The sequence below is a fragment of the Salinispora vitiensis genome (assembly GCF_000378825.1).
GTDB lineage: Bacteria > Actinomycetota > Actinomycetes > Mycobacteriales > Micromonosporaceae > Micromonospora > Micromonospora vitiensis.
On the sequence record NZ_KB900388.1, the window covers coordinates 912,233 to 928,061 of the forward strand.

A 15,829-nucleotide genomic window follows, 5' to 3' on the forward strand; every position below is an offset into this window, starting at 1 on the left:
CGGAGGGACACTCCCTCCAGAATTGTGGAGGCGAGATGGTGACCTACCAACCGGCCCCGTTCACCCAGGTCGGTCGCCCGGCGCTGGTTCGCGGCCCGGGCGACTGGTGGGGACGCGTCGAGTTGATCACCCCGGCGATGTGCGGCCCCAACTCGCTCTTCGTCGGGCAGCTCGGGGACTGGACGTGGGACGCGGTGGGCGCCGCCTGCCACCTTGACCCCTACTCCGCGGTGGATCCGGACGGTAACCCGGTCTATCTCTCCTTCGCGTACTTCCGAATTCAGGCCTGCCGGGAACTTTCCGTAGAGCAGTTGACCTTCGGTGATCGACTGCGGGTACGTTCCAAGGTCTTCTCCTGCGGCGGTGATTCGGTACTGACCGTGCATCAGATCAGCCGTTACGAGGGGGAATCCGGCACGGCCCGGAGCGGGGACGCCGCCGGGACGGACGACTTCTTCAACTACGACCGGCCCGGCTGCCTGCATGTCGAGACGTTCAACCGGTGGATTCAGCGCTCCGGTGCGGGAACTAACCACGGGTTGCGGCGGGCCACGCCGGCCGGCTTCCGGGTGGATCACCTGGAGCAGATCGCCGACGAGTACACACCGCGGCGAATCGTGTCGATCGTCCGTCGGGCCGCCGGGTTCCGGTCGGTGGGGGAGCCACCGCCGCAGGCACGTGTGGCGCTGACCTATCAGGTAAGCGCCAGCCGCGATCTGAACGGTGTCGGCCTCCTGTACTTCGCGTCGTACTTCTCGATCGTGGATTGGGCCGTCCTGCAGCTGTGGCGCTCGCTCGGCCGGTCGGTGGCGGGCTTCCTGCGCCGGCGGGTTCTGGACCGGCAGGTCTGTCTGGTGGCCAACGCCAACGCCGACGACGTGCTCGATGTCGACGTCATGATGTACCGAGCTCTTGCGGGGGAGGAGGTGGTCGATGTGAGCCTCCGTCGCCGCCAGGACGGCAGCCTGCTCGCCGTGGCGCGTCAGCGGATCATCCCGCCAGCGGACTGACGGCGGGATGATCCGCCGCTACGACCCGAGGTGGTCATTGATGAAGTCGACCAGTGCCCGGGGGGTGTGGACGCGTTCCAGGTCGTCCTCGGAGATCAGGACGCCGTAGTCGCGTTTGATCCGGCTGTGCGTCTCCAACAGCGCCAGCGAGTCGTAGCCCAACTCGTCAAAGGGCTGTTCTGGGGCGTGCTCGAACGACTGCCAGTCCCCGTCCCAGACGTACTGGCGCATGAGGAGCTCGAGCTCCCGCAACGTGATCGGCGGCACGAACGACTCCTTCGCCCTGCGGTCGATGCGGCTGCCGGCACCCGGTGCCGCATCCGGACCAATGTTGGATCGCATCGTGTTCGATCCTGTGGCCCCGACCTCCGGGTGCGCTCGAGGGCGAATCGAACCTCGTTCCGGCGAGTCGGCGGCGAACGGCTGGACGGGGGCCGGGGAGTCTTTGCAGAATACGTGCGTGCGTGCTCAGCAGCCGAACCCGGACGAGGTCCGATCCCGCCTGCGCCATCTCGCGCGACTGCGGCAGGTTCGGGACCGCATCGACCGGGAGTACGCGCAGCCGCTGGACGTGCAGGCGTTAGCCCGCGGGGTGAACATGTCCGCCGGGCATCTCAGCCGTGAGTTCCGCCTCGCCTACGGGGAGTCGCCGTACGCGTACCTGCTGACCCGGCGGGTGGAGCGGGCGATGGCGCTGCTGCGACGCGGCGACATGACCGTGACGGAGGTCTGCTTCGCGGTCGGCTCCTCCTCGCTGGGGACGTTCAGCACGCGGTTCACCGAACTGGTGGGCGTGCCCCCCAGCACGTACCGACGGATGGCGTCGGAGGCGACGGCGGGGATGCCGTCGTGTGTGTCGAAGCAGGTGACTCGGCCGGTGCGGAGCCGACCGGCGGGGGAGCGGCAGCCGGCCTGAAACCGGGACGACCCGAGCCCGGCTTGAGCGCTGCCGGAGCACCGCCGGCCAGACTTCGGCCGGGTAGCCACCGGTCGGCTGGAAGTCCTGGGTGTGTCCAGCCTCAAGTCGAGGGGTGGCGGCGCCCGCCCGCGGCACTGCCCGGCGGGACGGCACGGAGACATCCCGCGGTGAGGAGGACTCAGGTGAAGGGCATCGTCCTGGCCGGCGGCTCGGGGACGCGGCTGCACCCGGTGACCCTGGCGCTGTCGAAACAGCTCCTGCCGGTCTACAACAAGCCGATGATCTACTACCCCCTCTCGGTGCTCATGCTCACCGGGATCCGGGACATCCTGCTCATTTCCACGCCCCGGGACCTACCGCTGTTCGAGCGGCTCCTCGGCGACGGCTCCCGGTTCGGCCTGTCGATCTCGTACGCCGCCCAGCCGGTTCCGCGGGGCCTAGCCGACGCCTTCATCATCGGTGCGGAGCACGTCGGACCCGACCCGGTCGCCCTCATTCTGGGCGACAACATTTTCCACGGCTACCGGTTCTCGGAGCGGCTTCAGGCGGAGAGCCGGGACATCGACGGGTGTGTGCTGTTCGGTTACCCGGTCACCGATCCGCAGCGGTACGGGGTGGGGGAGACCGACGCGACGGGTCGGCTCATTTCCATCGAGGAGAAGCCACGTGCGCCCCGGTCGAATCGGGCGATCACCGGGTTGTACTTCTACGACAACGACGTGGTGGATATCGCCAAAAATGTTCGTCCGTCGGCGCGTAACGAGGTCGAGATCACCCGAGTCAACCAGGTCTACCTGGAGCGGGGTAAGGCGAGACTGGTCGATCTGGGCCGTGGGCTGGCCTGGCTGGACGCCGGTACCTATGACTCGCTACTTCAGGCCAGTCACTACCTGCAGACGCTGGAGCAGCGGCAGGGCATCCATATCGCCTGCCTCGAGGAGGTGGCCCTGCGGATGGGTTTCATCGACGCCGAGGCCTGTCACGCTCTCGGTGCCGAGTTGGCGCACACCGACTACGGCCGGTACGTCCTGAACGTGGCGGCGGAGGCACGCTGAACTTTCGCTGCTCCCGGCTAGCGGCGAAATGTCACCGGTCCGCGGAATCGGTGTTGGGGCTGGGGCAGCGGGCTGGCAGCATCGGTGGTGTTGCCAACCCGGAGGAGGCCCACCCTGAGCGCCCAACATCCCGCCGCCATCCTTTTCGACATGGACGGCACACTGGTGGACAGCGAGAAACTGTGGGACATCGCGCTGCAGGAGCTAGCGGTCACCTACGGCGGCGTGCTCTCCGAGACCACCCGCCGGGCCATGATCGGAACGAGCATGGCGGCCTCGATGCAACTCCTCCACGCGGATCTGGACCAGCCGGAACGCGACCTGCAGGCCAGCGCCGCGTGGATCAACGCACGGATCCTGGAGCTGTTCCGCGACGGGCTGCAGTGGCGGCCGGGCGCGCTGACCCTGCTGCGCGCCGTCCGTGCCGCGCGGATCCCGACGGCCCTGGTCACCTCCAGCGCTCGGGCGTTGGTGGAGGTCGCCCTCGACACTCTGGGGCGGGACAGCTTCGACGCGGTGGTGTGCGGGGACGAGGTGGATGCGGCCAAACCGCACCCGATGCCGTACCTGACCGCGGCCCGGCTGCTCGGCGTGCCGATCGGCCGCTGCGTGGCGATCGAGGACTCTCCGACCGGGGTGGCGAGTGCCCTCGCCGCGGGTGCGGCGGTCCTCGCGGTACCGGCGGAGGTGCCGGTGGAGCCCTGCGCCGACGTCCACCAACTGGCGAGCCTGGCCGCGGCCGACCTGGAGCTCCTGGCGGCGCTGCTCGGGGACCGAGCGCCGGACGCCGCATCCGGCGCTCGGTAGCGCGCGGCCGCTCCGGCGACGTTCCCTCCGCGTGCGGAAGGGCCCCGGTGTTCGGGGCCCTTCCGGGCTGGCTCAGTCGTGGGCGATAGCGCCCAGGACATCGATGCGCGCGGCGCGGACCGCGGGAATCACCGCGGCGAGGACGCCGACGAGCGCGCCGAGGCCGACCATCGCCCCCATGTCCGCCCAGGGCAACACCAGGTCGGTGATGCCCTCGTCGCGCAACGCCTCGACGACGGCCGCGCCGAGGCCGGAGCCGACGGCGATACCGAGCAGCGCACCGAACACCGAGATCACCACCGCCTCCACCGTGATCATGCCCATGGTCTGCGCCCGGCCGAGGCCGACCGCGCGGAGTAGCCCGAGCTCCCGGGTCCGTTCGAGCACCGACAGGGCCAGGGTGTTGATGATGCCGAGCACCGCGATCACGATGGCCAACATCAGCAGGATCTGGATCATTCGCAACAGGCCGTCGAGCGGTTCGGTCTGCTGCTCGACGAACGCGCCCTGGTCGGCCACCGACACCTCCGGGCTGTCCGCCAGAAGCGTCTCCACCTGCGGCAGCACGTCAGCGGCCTGGGCGCCGGGCGTGAGCTGGATGAAGCCCATCATCGGCTGGGGAATGGTGAATCCCTGCGCCGCGGTGGCCGGCAAAGTGATCGGATCGAGGAACTCAGCGGCTTCGTAGATCCCGCTGACGGTGTAGGTCTTCGCCTCGGCGCGGGCCAACTGCACCGGCACGGTGGAGCCGACGGAGAGTCCGCGCGAGGCCGCCACATCCGAGCTGATCAGCATCTGATCCGGCCCGAGTCGACTGATGTCTCCGGCGGTGGCGCGTGCGCCGAAGATCTGCGTCAGCATCGACACGTTGGTGTTGGCGCCCACCCAGGTGCGCTCGTCGCCAACCTGGGCCAGATCGCCGTATGCTCCGCCGACCAGCGCCACCTCGGGGAGGGCCGCGGTCTGCTCCAGCACCGCCGGGTCGAAGGTCGACGGTCGGGGTCCGGTCTGCGCGCCGGCGATCACCAACTCGGCATTGATCTTCTCCTGGACCAGGCCGCTGATGCTGCTCTTGGCGGAATCCAGGATGACGGTGACCCCGGTGACCAGGGCGATGCCGACCATCAGCGCGGCCGCCGTGATCGCCGTGCGGCGCGGGTTACGTCCGGAGTTGAGCCGGCCCAGCTTGCCCGGCATCCACCAGGAGAAGATACCGCCGAGTAGACCGACCACCGGCCGGCTGATCATCGGGGTCAGGAGCGCCACCCCGATGAAGGCGAAGAGCACGCCGCCGAGGATGGTGATCAGGGCGTTGTCGCCGGCGTGCCCGCCAAGGCCCAGGAAGAGCAGCGTGGCGCCGGTCGAGGTCACCGCCGCGCCGGCCACCGTGATCTTGGTCAGCGGCCGGTCCGGCGTCGCGACATCCTGCATCGCCGCGATCGGGGGGATCCGGGACGCCCGCAGCGCGGGGAGCAGCGCCGCCACCACCGTGATGATCAGGCCGACGCCGAACGCCCCGATAACCGCTGCCGGGGGAACGGCGATCCCCGCCAGGTCCAGCCCGCCGGAGAGGTTGCCGAACAGGTACGCCAACAGCGCGCCGATGCCGACGCCAGCGCCGAGGCCGAGTACGGAGGCGAGTAGGCCGACCGCCACCGATTCCAGGATCACCGAGCCGATGATCTGGCGGCGGCCCGCCCCGACGGCGCGCATCAGCGCCAACTCGCGGGTGCGCTGCGCCACGATGATCGAAAACGTGTTGATGATCAGAAACGTGCCCACCAGTAGTGCCACCGCGGCGAAGCCGAGCAGGATTCGGTTGAAGAAGGACAAGCCCTCTTTCAGCGTCGCCGCGGCGTCGGCGGAGAGCTCGGCACCGGTCTTCACCTCGAAGTCGGCCCCGAGCGCGGCGGCGATGTCGTCGCGCAGTCGATCGTTGGTTACGCCGTCCGCGGCGGTGACCGTGACGTTCGTAAAGGCGTCACCCTGGCCGAGCATCAACTGCTGCGCCACCGGAGTGGTGAACATGATCTCGTTGACGCCGCCGATGGAGTCGCGGCCTCCGCTGTAGCCGAAGACGCCAACGATGGTGAACTCCTGCTTCGGCTCGAGCGTGAGCACGCCCACCCGGTCGCCGACGGCGACCCGGCCGGCTTTGGCCAGGGCGGCGTTGACCAGGATCTCGTCAGCTGCCTGCGGCTCCCGGCCCTCCCGCAGCTGCACGAGATCGCTCACGCCCACCCAGTTCGCACCGATTTGGGGCGGACCGAAGGAGGTGACCACCTTGCCGTTGCTGCCGATCAGGCGCGCACCGTCGGCGGCCACGATGCCGGTGGCGTCGGCCACCCCGGCAAGGCCCCGGATCCGCTCCACCGTCTCAGCCGGCACCGGCGCCGCCACCGCCTCGCCCTCGAAGTCACCCACCTCCAATCTCGGCTTCGCGGAGACGTTGACGTCTACCCCTTCGTACGCGTCGGCGAAGACGGCGTCGAAGGAACGGCCGAGGGTGTCGGTGAGCACGAACGCGCCCGAGACGAACATGACGCCGAGTACCACCGCCAACCCGGACAGGAGCAGCCGGAGCTTGCGTGCCAGCAGGCTTTTGAGGGTCGCCCGGAACATCAGTCGCCCACCTCGACCTGGGTGTCGAGCTTCTTCATCGTGTCCAGCACCGTCTCCGCCGTCGGCTGGATCAGCTCGGAGACGATCTCTCCGTCGGCGAGGAAGACCACCCGGTCGGCGTAGGCGGCAGCGGTCGGGTCATGGGTGACCATGACAATGGTCTGCCCGTGCTCCCGCACCGAGTTGCGGAGGAACTTCAACACCTCCGCGCCGGCCCGGGAGTCGAGGTTGCCGGTCGGCTCGTCCGCGAAGATCACCTGCGGGCGGCTGACCAGTGCTCGCGCGCACGCCACCCGCTGCTGCTGCCCACCGGAGAGCTGTGCCGGCCGGTGACCCAGCCGATCCCGCAGCCCGACGGTCTCGATCACCGTGTCGAACCAGGCCTGGTCCGGCTTGCGCCCGGCGATCGACAGCGGCAGCAGGATGTTCTCCTTCGCGGTCAACGTCGGCAGCAGGTTGAACTGTTGGAAGATGAATCCGACCTGATCGCGCCGCAGCTTGGTCAGCCCGGCATCCCCCAGGCCGGTGACCGTGGTCTCGCCGATCGAGACCGTGCCTCGAGTTACGGAGTCCAGCCCGGCGAGGCAGTGCATCAAGGTCGACTTGCCCGAACCGGATGGACCCATGATCGCGGTGAACCGGCCCTGCTCGAACTCACAGCTGACCCCGCGAAGCGCGATCACCTGTGCCTCCCCGCTGCCGTACACCTTCCACACCTCGCTCGCGCGGGCCGCGGCCTGCGCCTGACGGCCTACCGTCGCGGTCACGTCTTCTCCCTCTCGTCGTTTGGTCCACGCCGTCCCCCTCGGTCGGCGCGGCAGTCCCATCATGGGCGTTCCTCTGCCCGGATCCCTCCGACTTCTGGCGGAGCCGGGGCGGATTTTGTGCTGCGGGTACCCCCGATCGACATTCGGGGTTGTCCCTGAGCGCCCGTGGGGTCGAGCCGCGTCCCGACGGCTCGACCCCGCATGGTGTGGTCCAGTGATGGTCAACCCGTCATGCCCGCTGTTGGTCACGGTAGGTGAGCGGGACAACCCCGCGGCGCGGGGCGGACTGTCAGCGCCGGGGCCGGATCAGCCCGACCGGTATGTCGGCACCACCACCGGCAACCGGTGTCCACTCACTCGTCGGCGCCGGGGGAGATCGGCCGGGGCCGCGAGTCACGGAGCGAGTTGGCCGGGTCCGGGCCGACCGGGAACGGCGGCGGCGTGCCCCCGAAACTCGGACACAACCGCTGGTGGTTGCACCAGTCACAGAGTCGGCTTGGCCGCGGGCGGAAATCCTGGGCGGCGGTGGCCGCCTCGATCGCCCGCCACAGCGCCACCACCGTGCGCTCGAATCGCACCAATTCGTCGGCGTCCGGGGTGTAGTCGCAGACCTCCGCATCTTTGAGGTAGAGCAGCCGCAGTACCCGCGGCACCACGCCGCGGGTACGCCAAAGCACCAGGGCGTAGAACTTGAGCTGGAACAGCGCCCGCGCCTCGAATGCCTCCCGCGGTGCGCCGCCGGTCTTGTAGTCGACCACCCGCAGCGCGCCGTCCGGCGCCACGTCCAACCGGTCCAGGTAGCCCCGGATCAGCAATTCCTCGTCCACCACCGCGGAGACCAGACTCTCCCGCTCGGCCGGCTCCAGGCGGCGTGGATCCTCCACCGCGAAATAGCCCTGAAGCAGCCCCGCGGCCGAGCGCAGGAACGTCGACCGGGCCTCGGTGTCGTCGGTGAACAGGGCAGCCAGCTCCGGCTGCTCGGTGACCAGCCGTTCCCACTGCGGAGCCACCAGGTCGCTGGCCGCCCTCGGGGTACGGTCCGCGGGGGAAAGATCGAACAGGCGTTCCAGTACGGCGTGGACCAGGGTGCCCCGGGCCTGCTCCATGCTGGGCTGCTCGGGCAGCCGGTCGATGCTGCGGAGTCGGTAGAGCAACGGGCAGGTCTTGAAGTCGGCCGCCCGGGAGGGGGACAGCGAAGCCCGTACCGTGGCCGGCACCTCCGCCGTGGGCGAGAGCTGCTGGGCTGCCACCGGATCCGCTGTCATGACCGCAAAGGGTAGGGCACCCGGGTGACAGCCTGACCCGCGCCGTCTGCAGGGCATGATCCGCTCCCGCGTAGCATCGGGCCGGTGGAGTCCAGAAGGCGAGTCCGGCACCGGCCAGCCGGGGTGACCGTCGGCCGGGTGATCGGGGTGCCGCTGCACCTCGAGTGGTCGATGCTGCTGCTCACCCTGGCCGTTACCGTGCTGTACGCCGAGTTCGCCCGTCAGGAGCTCGCGCTCTCTCCGGCCAGTGGCTACCTGATCGGCCTCGGCTTCGTCGTCTCCCTGCTTGGGTCGGTGCTGTTGCACGAGCTCGGCCATGCCCTCACCGCCCGCCGGTTCGGGATCGGGGTCAAGGGCATCACCCTGGAACTGCTCGGTGGCTACACCGAGATGGACCGCGATGCCCCGACGCCCCGGGTTGATCTGCTGGTGTCCCTCGCCGGTCCGGCGGTTTCCGCGGTACTCGGTGCGGCGGCGGTCGCCGTCACCCTGGCGTTACCCGAGCACACCCTGGGTCATCAGCTCGCCTTCCAGCTGGCGGTGAGCAACGTCGTGGTCGCGGTGTTCAACGCGTTGCCCGGGTTGCCGCTCGACGGCGGCCGCGCGCTGCGGGCCGCCGTCTGGGCCGCCACCCGGGACCGGCATCGGGCCACCGAGGTGGCGGGCTGGGTTGGTCGGGTTGTCGCCGTCGGTACGGGCGGGGCCGCCGTCGTGCTAGCCCTGACCGGTCCCTCGACGCCGCTGGTGCTGCTCGCGATGCCGCTGATGTTGCTGGTCGCGTTCACCCTCTGGCGCGGTGCCGGGCAGTCGATTCGGTTGGCCCGGATCACCCGCCGGCTCCCGCTGATCGATCTCCCCCGGCTGGCCCGTCCGGTTTGCGACGTTCCAACCGGCACTCCACTCGCCGAGGCGCAGCGTCGCGCCACCGGAACCGACCGCCCGGCCGCGCTGCTGGTCACCGACTCCGCAGGCTGCCCACATGCCCTGGTCGATCCGGCCGCCGCCGCCGCGGTCCCGGTCAACCGTCGGCCCTGGTTGCCGGTTGACGAGGTGGCTCGGCCGTTGGCCGAGGTGCCGACAGTGCCGGTCGGTCTCGATGGCGAGCAGGTGATGGAGACCGTGCGACAGCACCCGGGCGCACAGTACGTGGTGACCTCAGGCGAAGATGTCGTCGGCATCCTGTACCTCGCGGATCTTGCTCAACTGCTCGAACCCCACCGGAGATGAACACGTGACCGCACCGCCCTCCGACGCGCCCGACCAGCACGTCCCCGCACCGCCTCCAGCGCGCCGGGGGCCGTTTGCGCCCGGTGACCGGGTGCAGTTGACCGACCCGAAGGGTCGAATGCACACCGTCACCCTCGAGCCGGGCAAGGAGTTCCACACCCACCGCGGCATCCTGCACCACGACGCCCTGATCGGTCAGCCCGACGGCAGCGTCGTCAGCACCGCCGGCGGTGGTACGGCGTTCCTGGCTCTGCGCCCGCTGCTCGCCGACTACGTCCTGTCGATGCCGCGCGGCGCCCAGGTGATCTACCCGAAGGACTCGGCCCAGATCGTCGCGATGGGTGACGTCTTCCCCGGCGCGCGGGTGCTGGAGGCGGGGGCCGGGTCCGGCGCGCTGAGCTGCTCCCTCCTGCGGGCCGTCGGCCCCACCGGAGAGCTGCACTCGTGGGAGGTGCGCGACGACTTCGCCCAGATCGCCCGACGGAACGTCGAGGCGTTCTTCGGCGGCCCGCACCCGGCCTGGCGGCTGCGGGTCGGGGACGTGGCGGCGAATCCGGAGACCGGCTTCGACCGGGTCATCCTGGACATGCTCACCCCCTGGGAGAAGCTCGACATGGTCGAGCGGGCCCTGGTGCCCGGCGGGGTGCTGATCGGGTACGTCGCCACCACCCCGCAGCTCTCCGAGCTGGTGGAGGCGCTGCGGGAGCGGGGTGGCTGGACGGAGCCGCGGGCCTGGGAGTCCCTGGTCCGGGACTGGCACGCGGAGGGGTTGGCCGTTCGGCCCGACCACCGCATGATCGCGCACACCGCGTTCCTGGTGTCGGCGCGTAAGCTCGCCCCGGGGGTTACCGCCCCACCTCGCCGGCGCAAGCCCAGCAAGGGGATGGAGGCCTACGCGCAACGCCGTGCGGCGCTGCGGGAGGCGGCGGCCGCCCAGGCCGAGTCGGCGCAGGAGGGATGACGGTCATGACGGTCGAGCAGGACGGCGGGGAATGACGCAACAGCGGCCGACCGGCGTGGACCGGTGGTGCGGGGAGGCGGAATGAAACGGCCGGGCCTGGGCGGCGGTGAGGTGCCAGCGGTGTTTCCGGACTGGTCGCCGTATCGGGACCTCGAGTCCGCGGCACGCGCCTATCTGCGCGACCCGGATGTGGCCCTGGAGGCTCTCGGCGGGGTGCTCCGCGGCGCCTCCGTGCTCGGCTTCACCCTGGAGCGGTTCGTCAACGAGGTCAACGGCGTCTGGCAGGAAGTGGTCATCTGTGATGGCGGCCGCCTGGTCCTGTGGCACGGCGAGGACATCCCGCCCGGAGACGGCCCACCTGGCTCGATGACCTCTTCGCTGCGGGTGGTTCCGGTCTCCTCGGTCACCGAGGTCGGCTGCCGGCGGCGACTCACCCGCGCCGACGACGGGACCGTGCGGGTGGACGGCATCGATGTTTACCTGTTGTTAAGGTCATTGGACGAGGTGCCGTCGGGCGAGGAGGGGGCCGGCGCTCCCCGGCATGACGCGTTGCGCTTCGGCAAGACCCTGGACGACGGCGGCGCCGGGCAGATTGCCCGCCTTGAGGAGTTCGCCCGATTGGTCGCCTCGGCCGTCGGTCGGCCACTGCACTGAGCAGCACCCACTCGGCTGAGGGCCGGACCGCGCCCGCGTGCGGTGGGAGCTACTCGGGTGCGGCAGCACCACCCCCGGCAGCGGCGCCGACCGCGGCGGTGGTGCCGGGCCCGGGGGTGTCGGTCAATCCGCCGGCCTCGGCGATCAGTCTTCGGCTTCCGGGCCGGCGACTGGCGTGCCGTCGCCGGCACGGAGCACGTGGATGCACTCGCCCGGGCATTCCTTCGCCGAGTCGATGACCTCAAGGCGGAGGTGTTCCGGCACCTCCACCCGGCCGCCCGGGGCCTGCACCAGCTCACCGTCCGGCCCTTTGACGTAGGCGAGTCCGTCGATGTCGAACTCGAAGACCTCTGGCGCGTACTGGACGCAGAGCCCATCGCCCGTGCACAGGTCCTGGTCCACCCAGACCTGTAGCTGGTCCGTCGCGACCTCGATCACCGTTCCCCCAGGTTCGTCCGTCGTTCGCCTTGACGGTACCCGAACCGTCGGATGTGTTCCCGGGCCCACCCGGAGCGATCAAGGTTCGGTGACGAGGGTGTCGCATGGGACCGAATCGGCCTCATAGCGGCTAGTGTTAGGGCAGAACGTTCAAGCCCCGGGGAGGTGGGACGTGGCACGCAGCGACGACGTGGACTCGCGCGCCGCACGGTGGGAGAAGGAGGCCCACGATCTCTCCACGCAGGTCGCGTTCCTGCAAGAGGAACTCGCTCTGGTGCGGCGTAAGTTGACCGAAAGCCCCCGACAGGTCCGGCAGCTCGAAGAGCGGCTGGCGGCCGCCCAGGCGCAACTGGCGCGGCTGACCGAGAACAATGAGCGGCTCGTGAGCACTCTCAAGGAGGCACGGGCGCAGATCGTGACGCTCAAGGAGGAGATCGACCGACTCGCCCAGCCGCCGAGCGGCTACGGGGTCTTCCTGGCGCGACACGAAGATGGCACGGTGGATGTGTTCACCGGTGGCCGCAAGCTCCGGGTAGCCGTCTCACCGTCTCTGGAGGTCGCAGAGCTGCGCCGGGGGCAGGAGGTGCTGCTCAACGATGCGCTCAACATCGTTGACGCGTTCGGTTATGAGCGGGCCGGTGAGGTGGTCATGCTCAAGGAGGTGCTCGCCGGGCCGGACGGCGCTCCCGGCGACCGTGCTCTCGTGGTCTCCCACTCAGACGAGGAGCGCGTCGTGCACCTCGCGGAGACGTTGATCGACGCCCCGATTCGGGCGGGTGACTCCCTCATGATCGAGCCGCGCTCGGCGTACGCCTATGAGCGGATTCCGAAGAGTGAGGTCGAGGAGCTGGTCCTGGAGGAGGTGCCGGATGTCGACTACACCGACATCGGCGGCCTGCACGCGCAGATCGAGCAGATTCGCGATGCGGTGGAGCTGCCGTTCCTGCACGCCGACCTGTTCCGTGAGCACCAGCTTCGGCCACCGAAGGGCATCCTGCTCTACGGACCGCCGGGCTGTGGCAAGACGCTGATCGCCAAGGCGGTGGCCAACTCGCTGGCGAAGAAGATCGCCGAGCGACGTGGCGAGGAGAAGCACACCAGCTACTTCCTCAACATCAAGGGCCCGGAGTTGCTCAACAAGTACGTCGGCGAGACCGAGCGGCACATCCGGCTGGTCTTCCAGCGGGCCCGGGAGAAGGCCGGCGAGGGCACACCGGTGATCGTGTTCTTCGACGAGATGGACTCCGTGTTCCGTACCCGGGGTTCCGGTGTCTCGTCGGATGTGGAGAACACCATCGTCCCGCAGCTACTCAGCGAGATCGATGGGGTGGAGGGCCTGGAAAACGTCATCGTCATCGGCGCCTCCAACCGGGAGGACATGATCGATCCGGCGATCCTGCGACCGGGTCGGCTCGACGTCAAGATCAAGATCGAGCGGCCGGATGCCGAGGCGGCGAAGGATATCTTCTCCAAGTACATTCTCCCCGGCCTGCCCCTGCACCCGGACGACCTGGCCGAGCACGGCAGCGATCCGCAGGCCACCGTGGCGGCAATGATCGACGCGGTCGTTCTGCGGATGTACTCGGAGACCGAGGAGAACCGCTTCCTCGAGGTCACCTACGCCAACGGCGACAAGGATGTCCTCTACTTCAAGGACTTCAACTCCGGGGCGATGATCCAGAACATCGTGGACCGGGGCAAGAAGATGGCCATCAAGGAGTTCCTCACCTCGGCCCGAAAGGGCCTGCGACTGCAACACCTCCTCGACGCCTGCGTTGATGAGTTCCGGGAGAACGAGGACCTACCCAACACCACCAACCCCGACGACTGGGCGCGCATCTCCGGGAAGAAGGGCGAGCGGATCGTCTACATCCGTACGCTCGTCTCCGGCGGCAAGGGCGCCGATGCGGGCCGGTCCATCGAGACCGCCAGTAACACCGGCCAGTATCTCTGACGACGAAGGACACGGGCCCGGGTCGTGGTTGGACCCGGGCCCGTAACCTTGCTGGACCCGGGCCCGTAACGTTCGCTGGGTAATTGCTCCGCACCGCCGTGTCACGATCGGGCGCGGTGCCGACTACTCTCGACGAAGGGATCGGTCGGGGCGAGTGAAGCGGGTAGGTTGATGAGCGTTAGACGGATCATGGGCACCGAGGTCGAGTACGGCATCTCCGTTCCCAGTCAGGCCGGGGCCAACCCGATGGTCACCTCCTCGCAGGTGGTCAATGCCTACGGGGCGCGCCCCGAGCTCAACCGCGGGGGACGCGCTCGCTGGGACTACGAGGAGGAGTCGCCGCTGCGCGACGCCCGCGGCTTCACCTATTCCGGTGCCGCGTACGACCCGGCCGAGGCCCTCGCCGACGAGGATCTCGGCCTGGCCAACGTGATCCTCACCAACGGTGCCCGGCTCTACGTGGACCATGCCCATCCGGAGTACTCCACTCCCGAGGTGACCACGCCGCGGGACCTGGTGCGCTGGGACAAGGCGGGAGAGCTGGTGATGGCCGAGGCGGCCCGACGTGCCGCCACCATCCCCGGTACCCACCCCATTCACCTGTACAAGAACAACACCGACAACAAGGGTGCCAGTTACGGCGCCCACGAGAACTACCTGATGCGGCGGCAGACCCCTTTCGCCGACATCGTCACGTATCTGACTCCGTTCTTTGTCACCCGGCAGATCGTCGCCGGGGCCGGGCGGGTCGGCCTCGGCCAGGACGGCGGGCAGAGCGGCTTCCAGATCTCCCAGCGCGCCGACTTCTTCGAGGTCGAGGTGGGGCTGGAGACCACGCTCAAGCGGCCCATCATCAACACGCGGGACGAGCCGCACGCCGATGCCGACAAGTACCGCCGGCTGCACGTCATCATCGGCGACGCCAACCTGTCGGAGATCTCCACGTACCTCAAGGTCGGCACGACCGCGCTGATCCTCACCATGATCGAGGAGAAGGCGCTCGTCCCCGACCTCGGCATCGCGGACCCGGTCAGCGAGCTCCGTGCGGTCAGCCATGACCCCTCCCTCGGCCACCTCATGCGGCTGCGGGACGGGCGGCGGCTCACCGCGTTGGATGTCCAGTGGGCCTACTACGAGCGGGTGCGCTCCTTCGTGGACGACCGGTACGGCAGTGACGTGGACGAGCAGACCGCCGACGTGCTGGACCGCTGGGAGAGCGTGCTGGACCGCCTGGGCCGGGACGTCTTCCTCTGCGCCGACGAGCTCGACTGGGTGGCGAAGCTGCGGTTGCTGGAGGGCTACCGGGAGCGGGAGAAGCTCGGCTGGGGGGCGTCCAAGCTGCAGTTGGTCGACCTGCAGTACTCCGATGTTCGCCCGGAGAAGGGGCTCTACCACCGGTTGGTGTCACGGGGCGCGATGAGGACGCTGCTGCCCCCGGAAACGGCCCAGGTAGCGATGACCGAGCCGCCGGAGGATACCCGGGCCTACTTCCGGGGTCGCTGCCTCGCCCAGTTCGCCTCTGAGGTGGTTGCGGCGAGTTGGGATTCGGTCATCTTCGACGTGGGCCGGGAGTCGCTGGTGCGGGTGCCGATGATGGAGCCGGAGCGCGGCACCCGGGCGCACGTCGGTGCGCTCTTTGACCGCTGCGAGAGCGCCAAGGACCTGCTGGAGACGCTCACCGGTGGTTGAGCCGTCCCACGTGCTGGCCCGGGATCACGTGACTGGCGCGCGACGGGCCATTTCGTCGTCCGCGCGAGGTAAGTTCGTCGCAGACGATCGTGGAGGAGGCAGCCATGGCGAGCCGTGACAGCGGTGGGCAGTCGCAGACCAACCGGTCCCAGCAGAGCGAGGAGATCGAGGACGTCACGACGGAGGCGAGCGCGGAGGCCGCCGAGCGACACGCCGAGATCACCGAGGACGTGGACGACCTACTCGACGAGATCGACTCCGTCCTCGAGGAGAACGCCGAGGAGTTCGTCCGGGGCTACGTGCAGAAGGGTGGCGAATAGGCATCGGGCGGGAGTCGCCACCACCTGGACACGATCACCGCGCCGGAAGGGTGCGGGATACCCTGCCTTAACCGCAACGGTGGTCCTGGCTGGTTCCGGAGAGATCCGGGGCAGACCGACCAGGACGATCACGTACCTGAG

General features: G+C 69.2%; 15 protein-coding genes. 10 read left to right on the plus strand and 5 right to left on the minus strand.

The features are described from left to right. The first annotated feature begins 35 nt into the window (after window positions 1-35). On the plus strand, window positions 36-1,010 hold the full coding sequence (locus tag SALPAC2_RS0104160) for an LnmK family bifunctional acyltransferase/decarboxylase (RefSeq protein WP_018215382.1): 975 nt from the start codon (window positions 36-38) through the stop codon (window positions 1,008-1,010). An 18-nt stretch (window positions 1,011-1,028) separates the two neighbouring features. On the opposite strand, the gene SALPAC2_RS0104165 is transcribed toward SALPAC2_RS0104160, so the two are convergent. Next, window positions 1,029-1,352, minus strand: a complete 324-nt coding sequence (locus SALPAC2_RS0104165; RefSeq protein ID WP_018215383.1) for an acyl carrier protein — start codon at window positions 1,350-1,352, stop codon at window positions 1,029-1,031. A gap of 118 nt (window positions 1,353-1,470) precedes the next feature. Between SALPAC2_RS0104165 and SALPAC2_RS0104170 the strand changes: the two genes are divergently transcribed. The 3 genes from SALPAC2_RS0104170 (at window position 1,471) to SALPAC2_RS0104180 (ending at window position 3,791) form a co-directional block, all read left to right on the plus strand. Continuing rightward, window positions 1,471-1,926, plus strand: coding sequence for a helix-turn-helix transcriptional regulator (locus SALPAC2_RS0104170; RefSeq protein ID WP_018215384.1), 456 nt, complete (start codon window positions 1,471-1,473; stop codon window positions 1,924-1,926). A gap of 185 nt (window positions 1,927-2,111) precedes the next feature. Beyond that, the gene (rfbA, locus tag SALPAC2_RS0104175) at window positions 2,112-2,984 is read left to right on the plus strand and encodes a glucose-1-phosphate thymidylyltransferase RfbA (RefSeq protein WP_018215385.1); all 873 of its coding nucleotides are present in this window, start codon (window positions 2,112-2,114) and stop codon (window positions 2,982-2,984) included. Window positions 2,985-3,122: 138 nt separating this feature from the next. Then, window positions 3,123-3,791, plus strand: a complete 669-nt coding sequence (locus SALPAC2_RS0104180; protein WP_263404655.1) for an HAD family hydrolase — start codon at window positions 3,123-3,125, stop codon at window positions 3,789-3,791. Between the two features lie 72 nt (window positions 3,792-3,863). On the opposite strand, the gene SALPAC2_RS0104185 is transcribed toward SALPAC2_RS0104180, so the two are convergent. The 3 genes from SALPAC2_RS0104185 to SALPAC2_RS0104195 form a co-directional block, all read right to left on the minus strand. Further along, window positions 3,864-6,413, minus strand: a complete 2,550-nt coding sequence (locus SALPAC2_RS0104185) for an ABC transporter permease (protein WP_018215387.1) — start codon at window positions 6,411-6,413, stop codon at window positions 3,864-3,866. After that, window positions 6,413-7,180 (minus strand): ABC transporter ATP-binding protein, encoded by a 768-nt coding sequence (locus SALPAC2_RS0104190; protein WP_018215388.1) that lies wholly within the window; start codon window positions 7,178-7,180, stop codon window positions 6,413-6,415. Before SALPAC2_RS0104190 ends, SALPAC2_RS0104185 begins: the two co-directional genes overlap by 1 nt. 353 nt (window positions 7,181-7,533) lie before the next feature. Further along, window positions 7,534-8,445: a RecB family exonuclease gene (locus tag SALPAC2_RS0104195; protein ID WP_018215389.1), complete on the minus strand. Its 912-nt coding sequence runs from the start codon at window positions 8,443-8,445 to the stop codon at window positions 7,534-7,536. Window positions 8,446-8,583: 138 nt separating this feature from the next. Here SALPAC2_RS0104195 and SALPAC2_RS0104200 point away from each other — a divergent pair, with 138 nt between their 5' ends. The 3 genes from SALPAC2_RS0104200 to SALPAC2_RS0104210 all read left to right on the plus strand — a co-directional run bounded on the left by SALPAC2_RS0104200 (window position 8,584) and on the right by SALPAC2_RS0104210 (window position 11,287). Further along, entirely contained in the window at window positions 8,584-9,672 is a 1,089-nt protein-coding gene (locus SALPAC2_RS0104200) for a M50 family metallopeptidase (RefSeq protein WP_026184400.1), read from the plus strand. A gap of 4 nt (window positions 9,673-9,676) precedes the next feature. Continuing rightward, window positions 9,677-10,633 carry a tRNA (adenine-N1)-methyltransferase gene (locus tag SALPAC2_RS0104205; protein ID WP_026184401.1) on the plus strand — a complete coding sequence of 319 codons (957 nt, stop codon included), beginning with the start codon at window positions 9,677-9,679 and terminating at the stop codon, window positions 10,631-10,633. A gap of 81 nt (window positions 10,634-10,714) precedes the next feature. Continuing rightward, window positions 10,715-11,287, plus strand: a complete 573-nt coding sequence (locus tag SALPAC2_RS0104210; RefSeq protein WP_018215392.1) for a hypothetical protein — start codon at window positions 10,715-10,717, stop codon at window positions 11,285-11,287. 144 nt (window positions 11,288-11,431) lie between these two features. Here the strand turns inward: SALPAC2_RS0104210 and SALPAC2_RS0104215 are convergent, their stop codons facing one another. Further along, window positions 11,432-11,725, minus strand: coding sequence for a ferredoxin (locus SALPAC2_RS0104215; RefSeq protein WP_018215393.1), 294 nt, complete (start codon window positions 11,723-11,725; stop codon window positions 11,432-11,434). Window positions 11,726-11,897: 172 nt separating this feature from the next. On the opposite strand from SALPAC2_RS0104215, the gene arc reads away from it, so the two are divergent. From arc to SALPAC2_RS0104230, 3 genes are all read left to right on the plus strand, one after another. Further along, window positions 11,898-13,679, plus strand: coding sequence for a proteasome ATPase (gene arc / locus SALPAC2_RS0104220; protein WP_018215394.1), 1,782 nt, complete (start codon window positions 11,898-11,900; stop codon window positions 13,677-13,679). Between the two features lie 171 nt (window positions 13,680-13,850). Continuing rightward, window positions 13,851-15,368 (plus strand): depupylase/deamidase Dop, encoded by a 1,518-nt coding sequence (dop, locus tag SALPAC2_RS0104225; protein WP_033661769.1) that lies wholly within the window; start codon window positions 13,851-13,853, stop codon window positions 15,366-15,368. Window positions 15,369-15,472: 104 nt separating this feature from the next. Further along, window positions 15,473-15,688 (plus strand): ubiquitin-like protein Pup, encoded by a 216-nt coding sequence (locus tag SALPAC2_RS0104230; protein ID WP_018215396.1) that lies wholly within the window; start codon window positions 15,473-15,475, stop codon window positions 15,686-15,688. Window positions 15,689-15,829 lie beyond the last annotated feature (141 nt).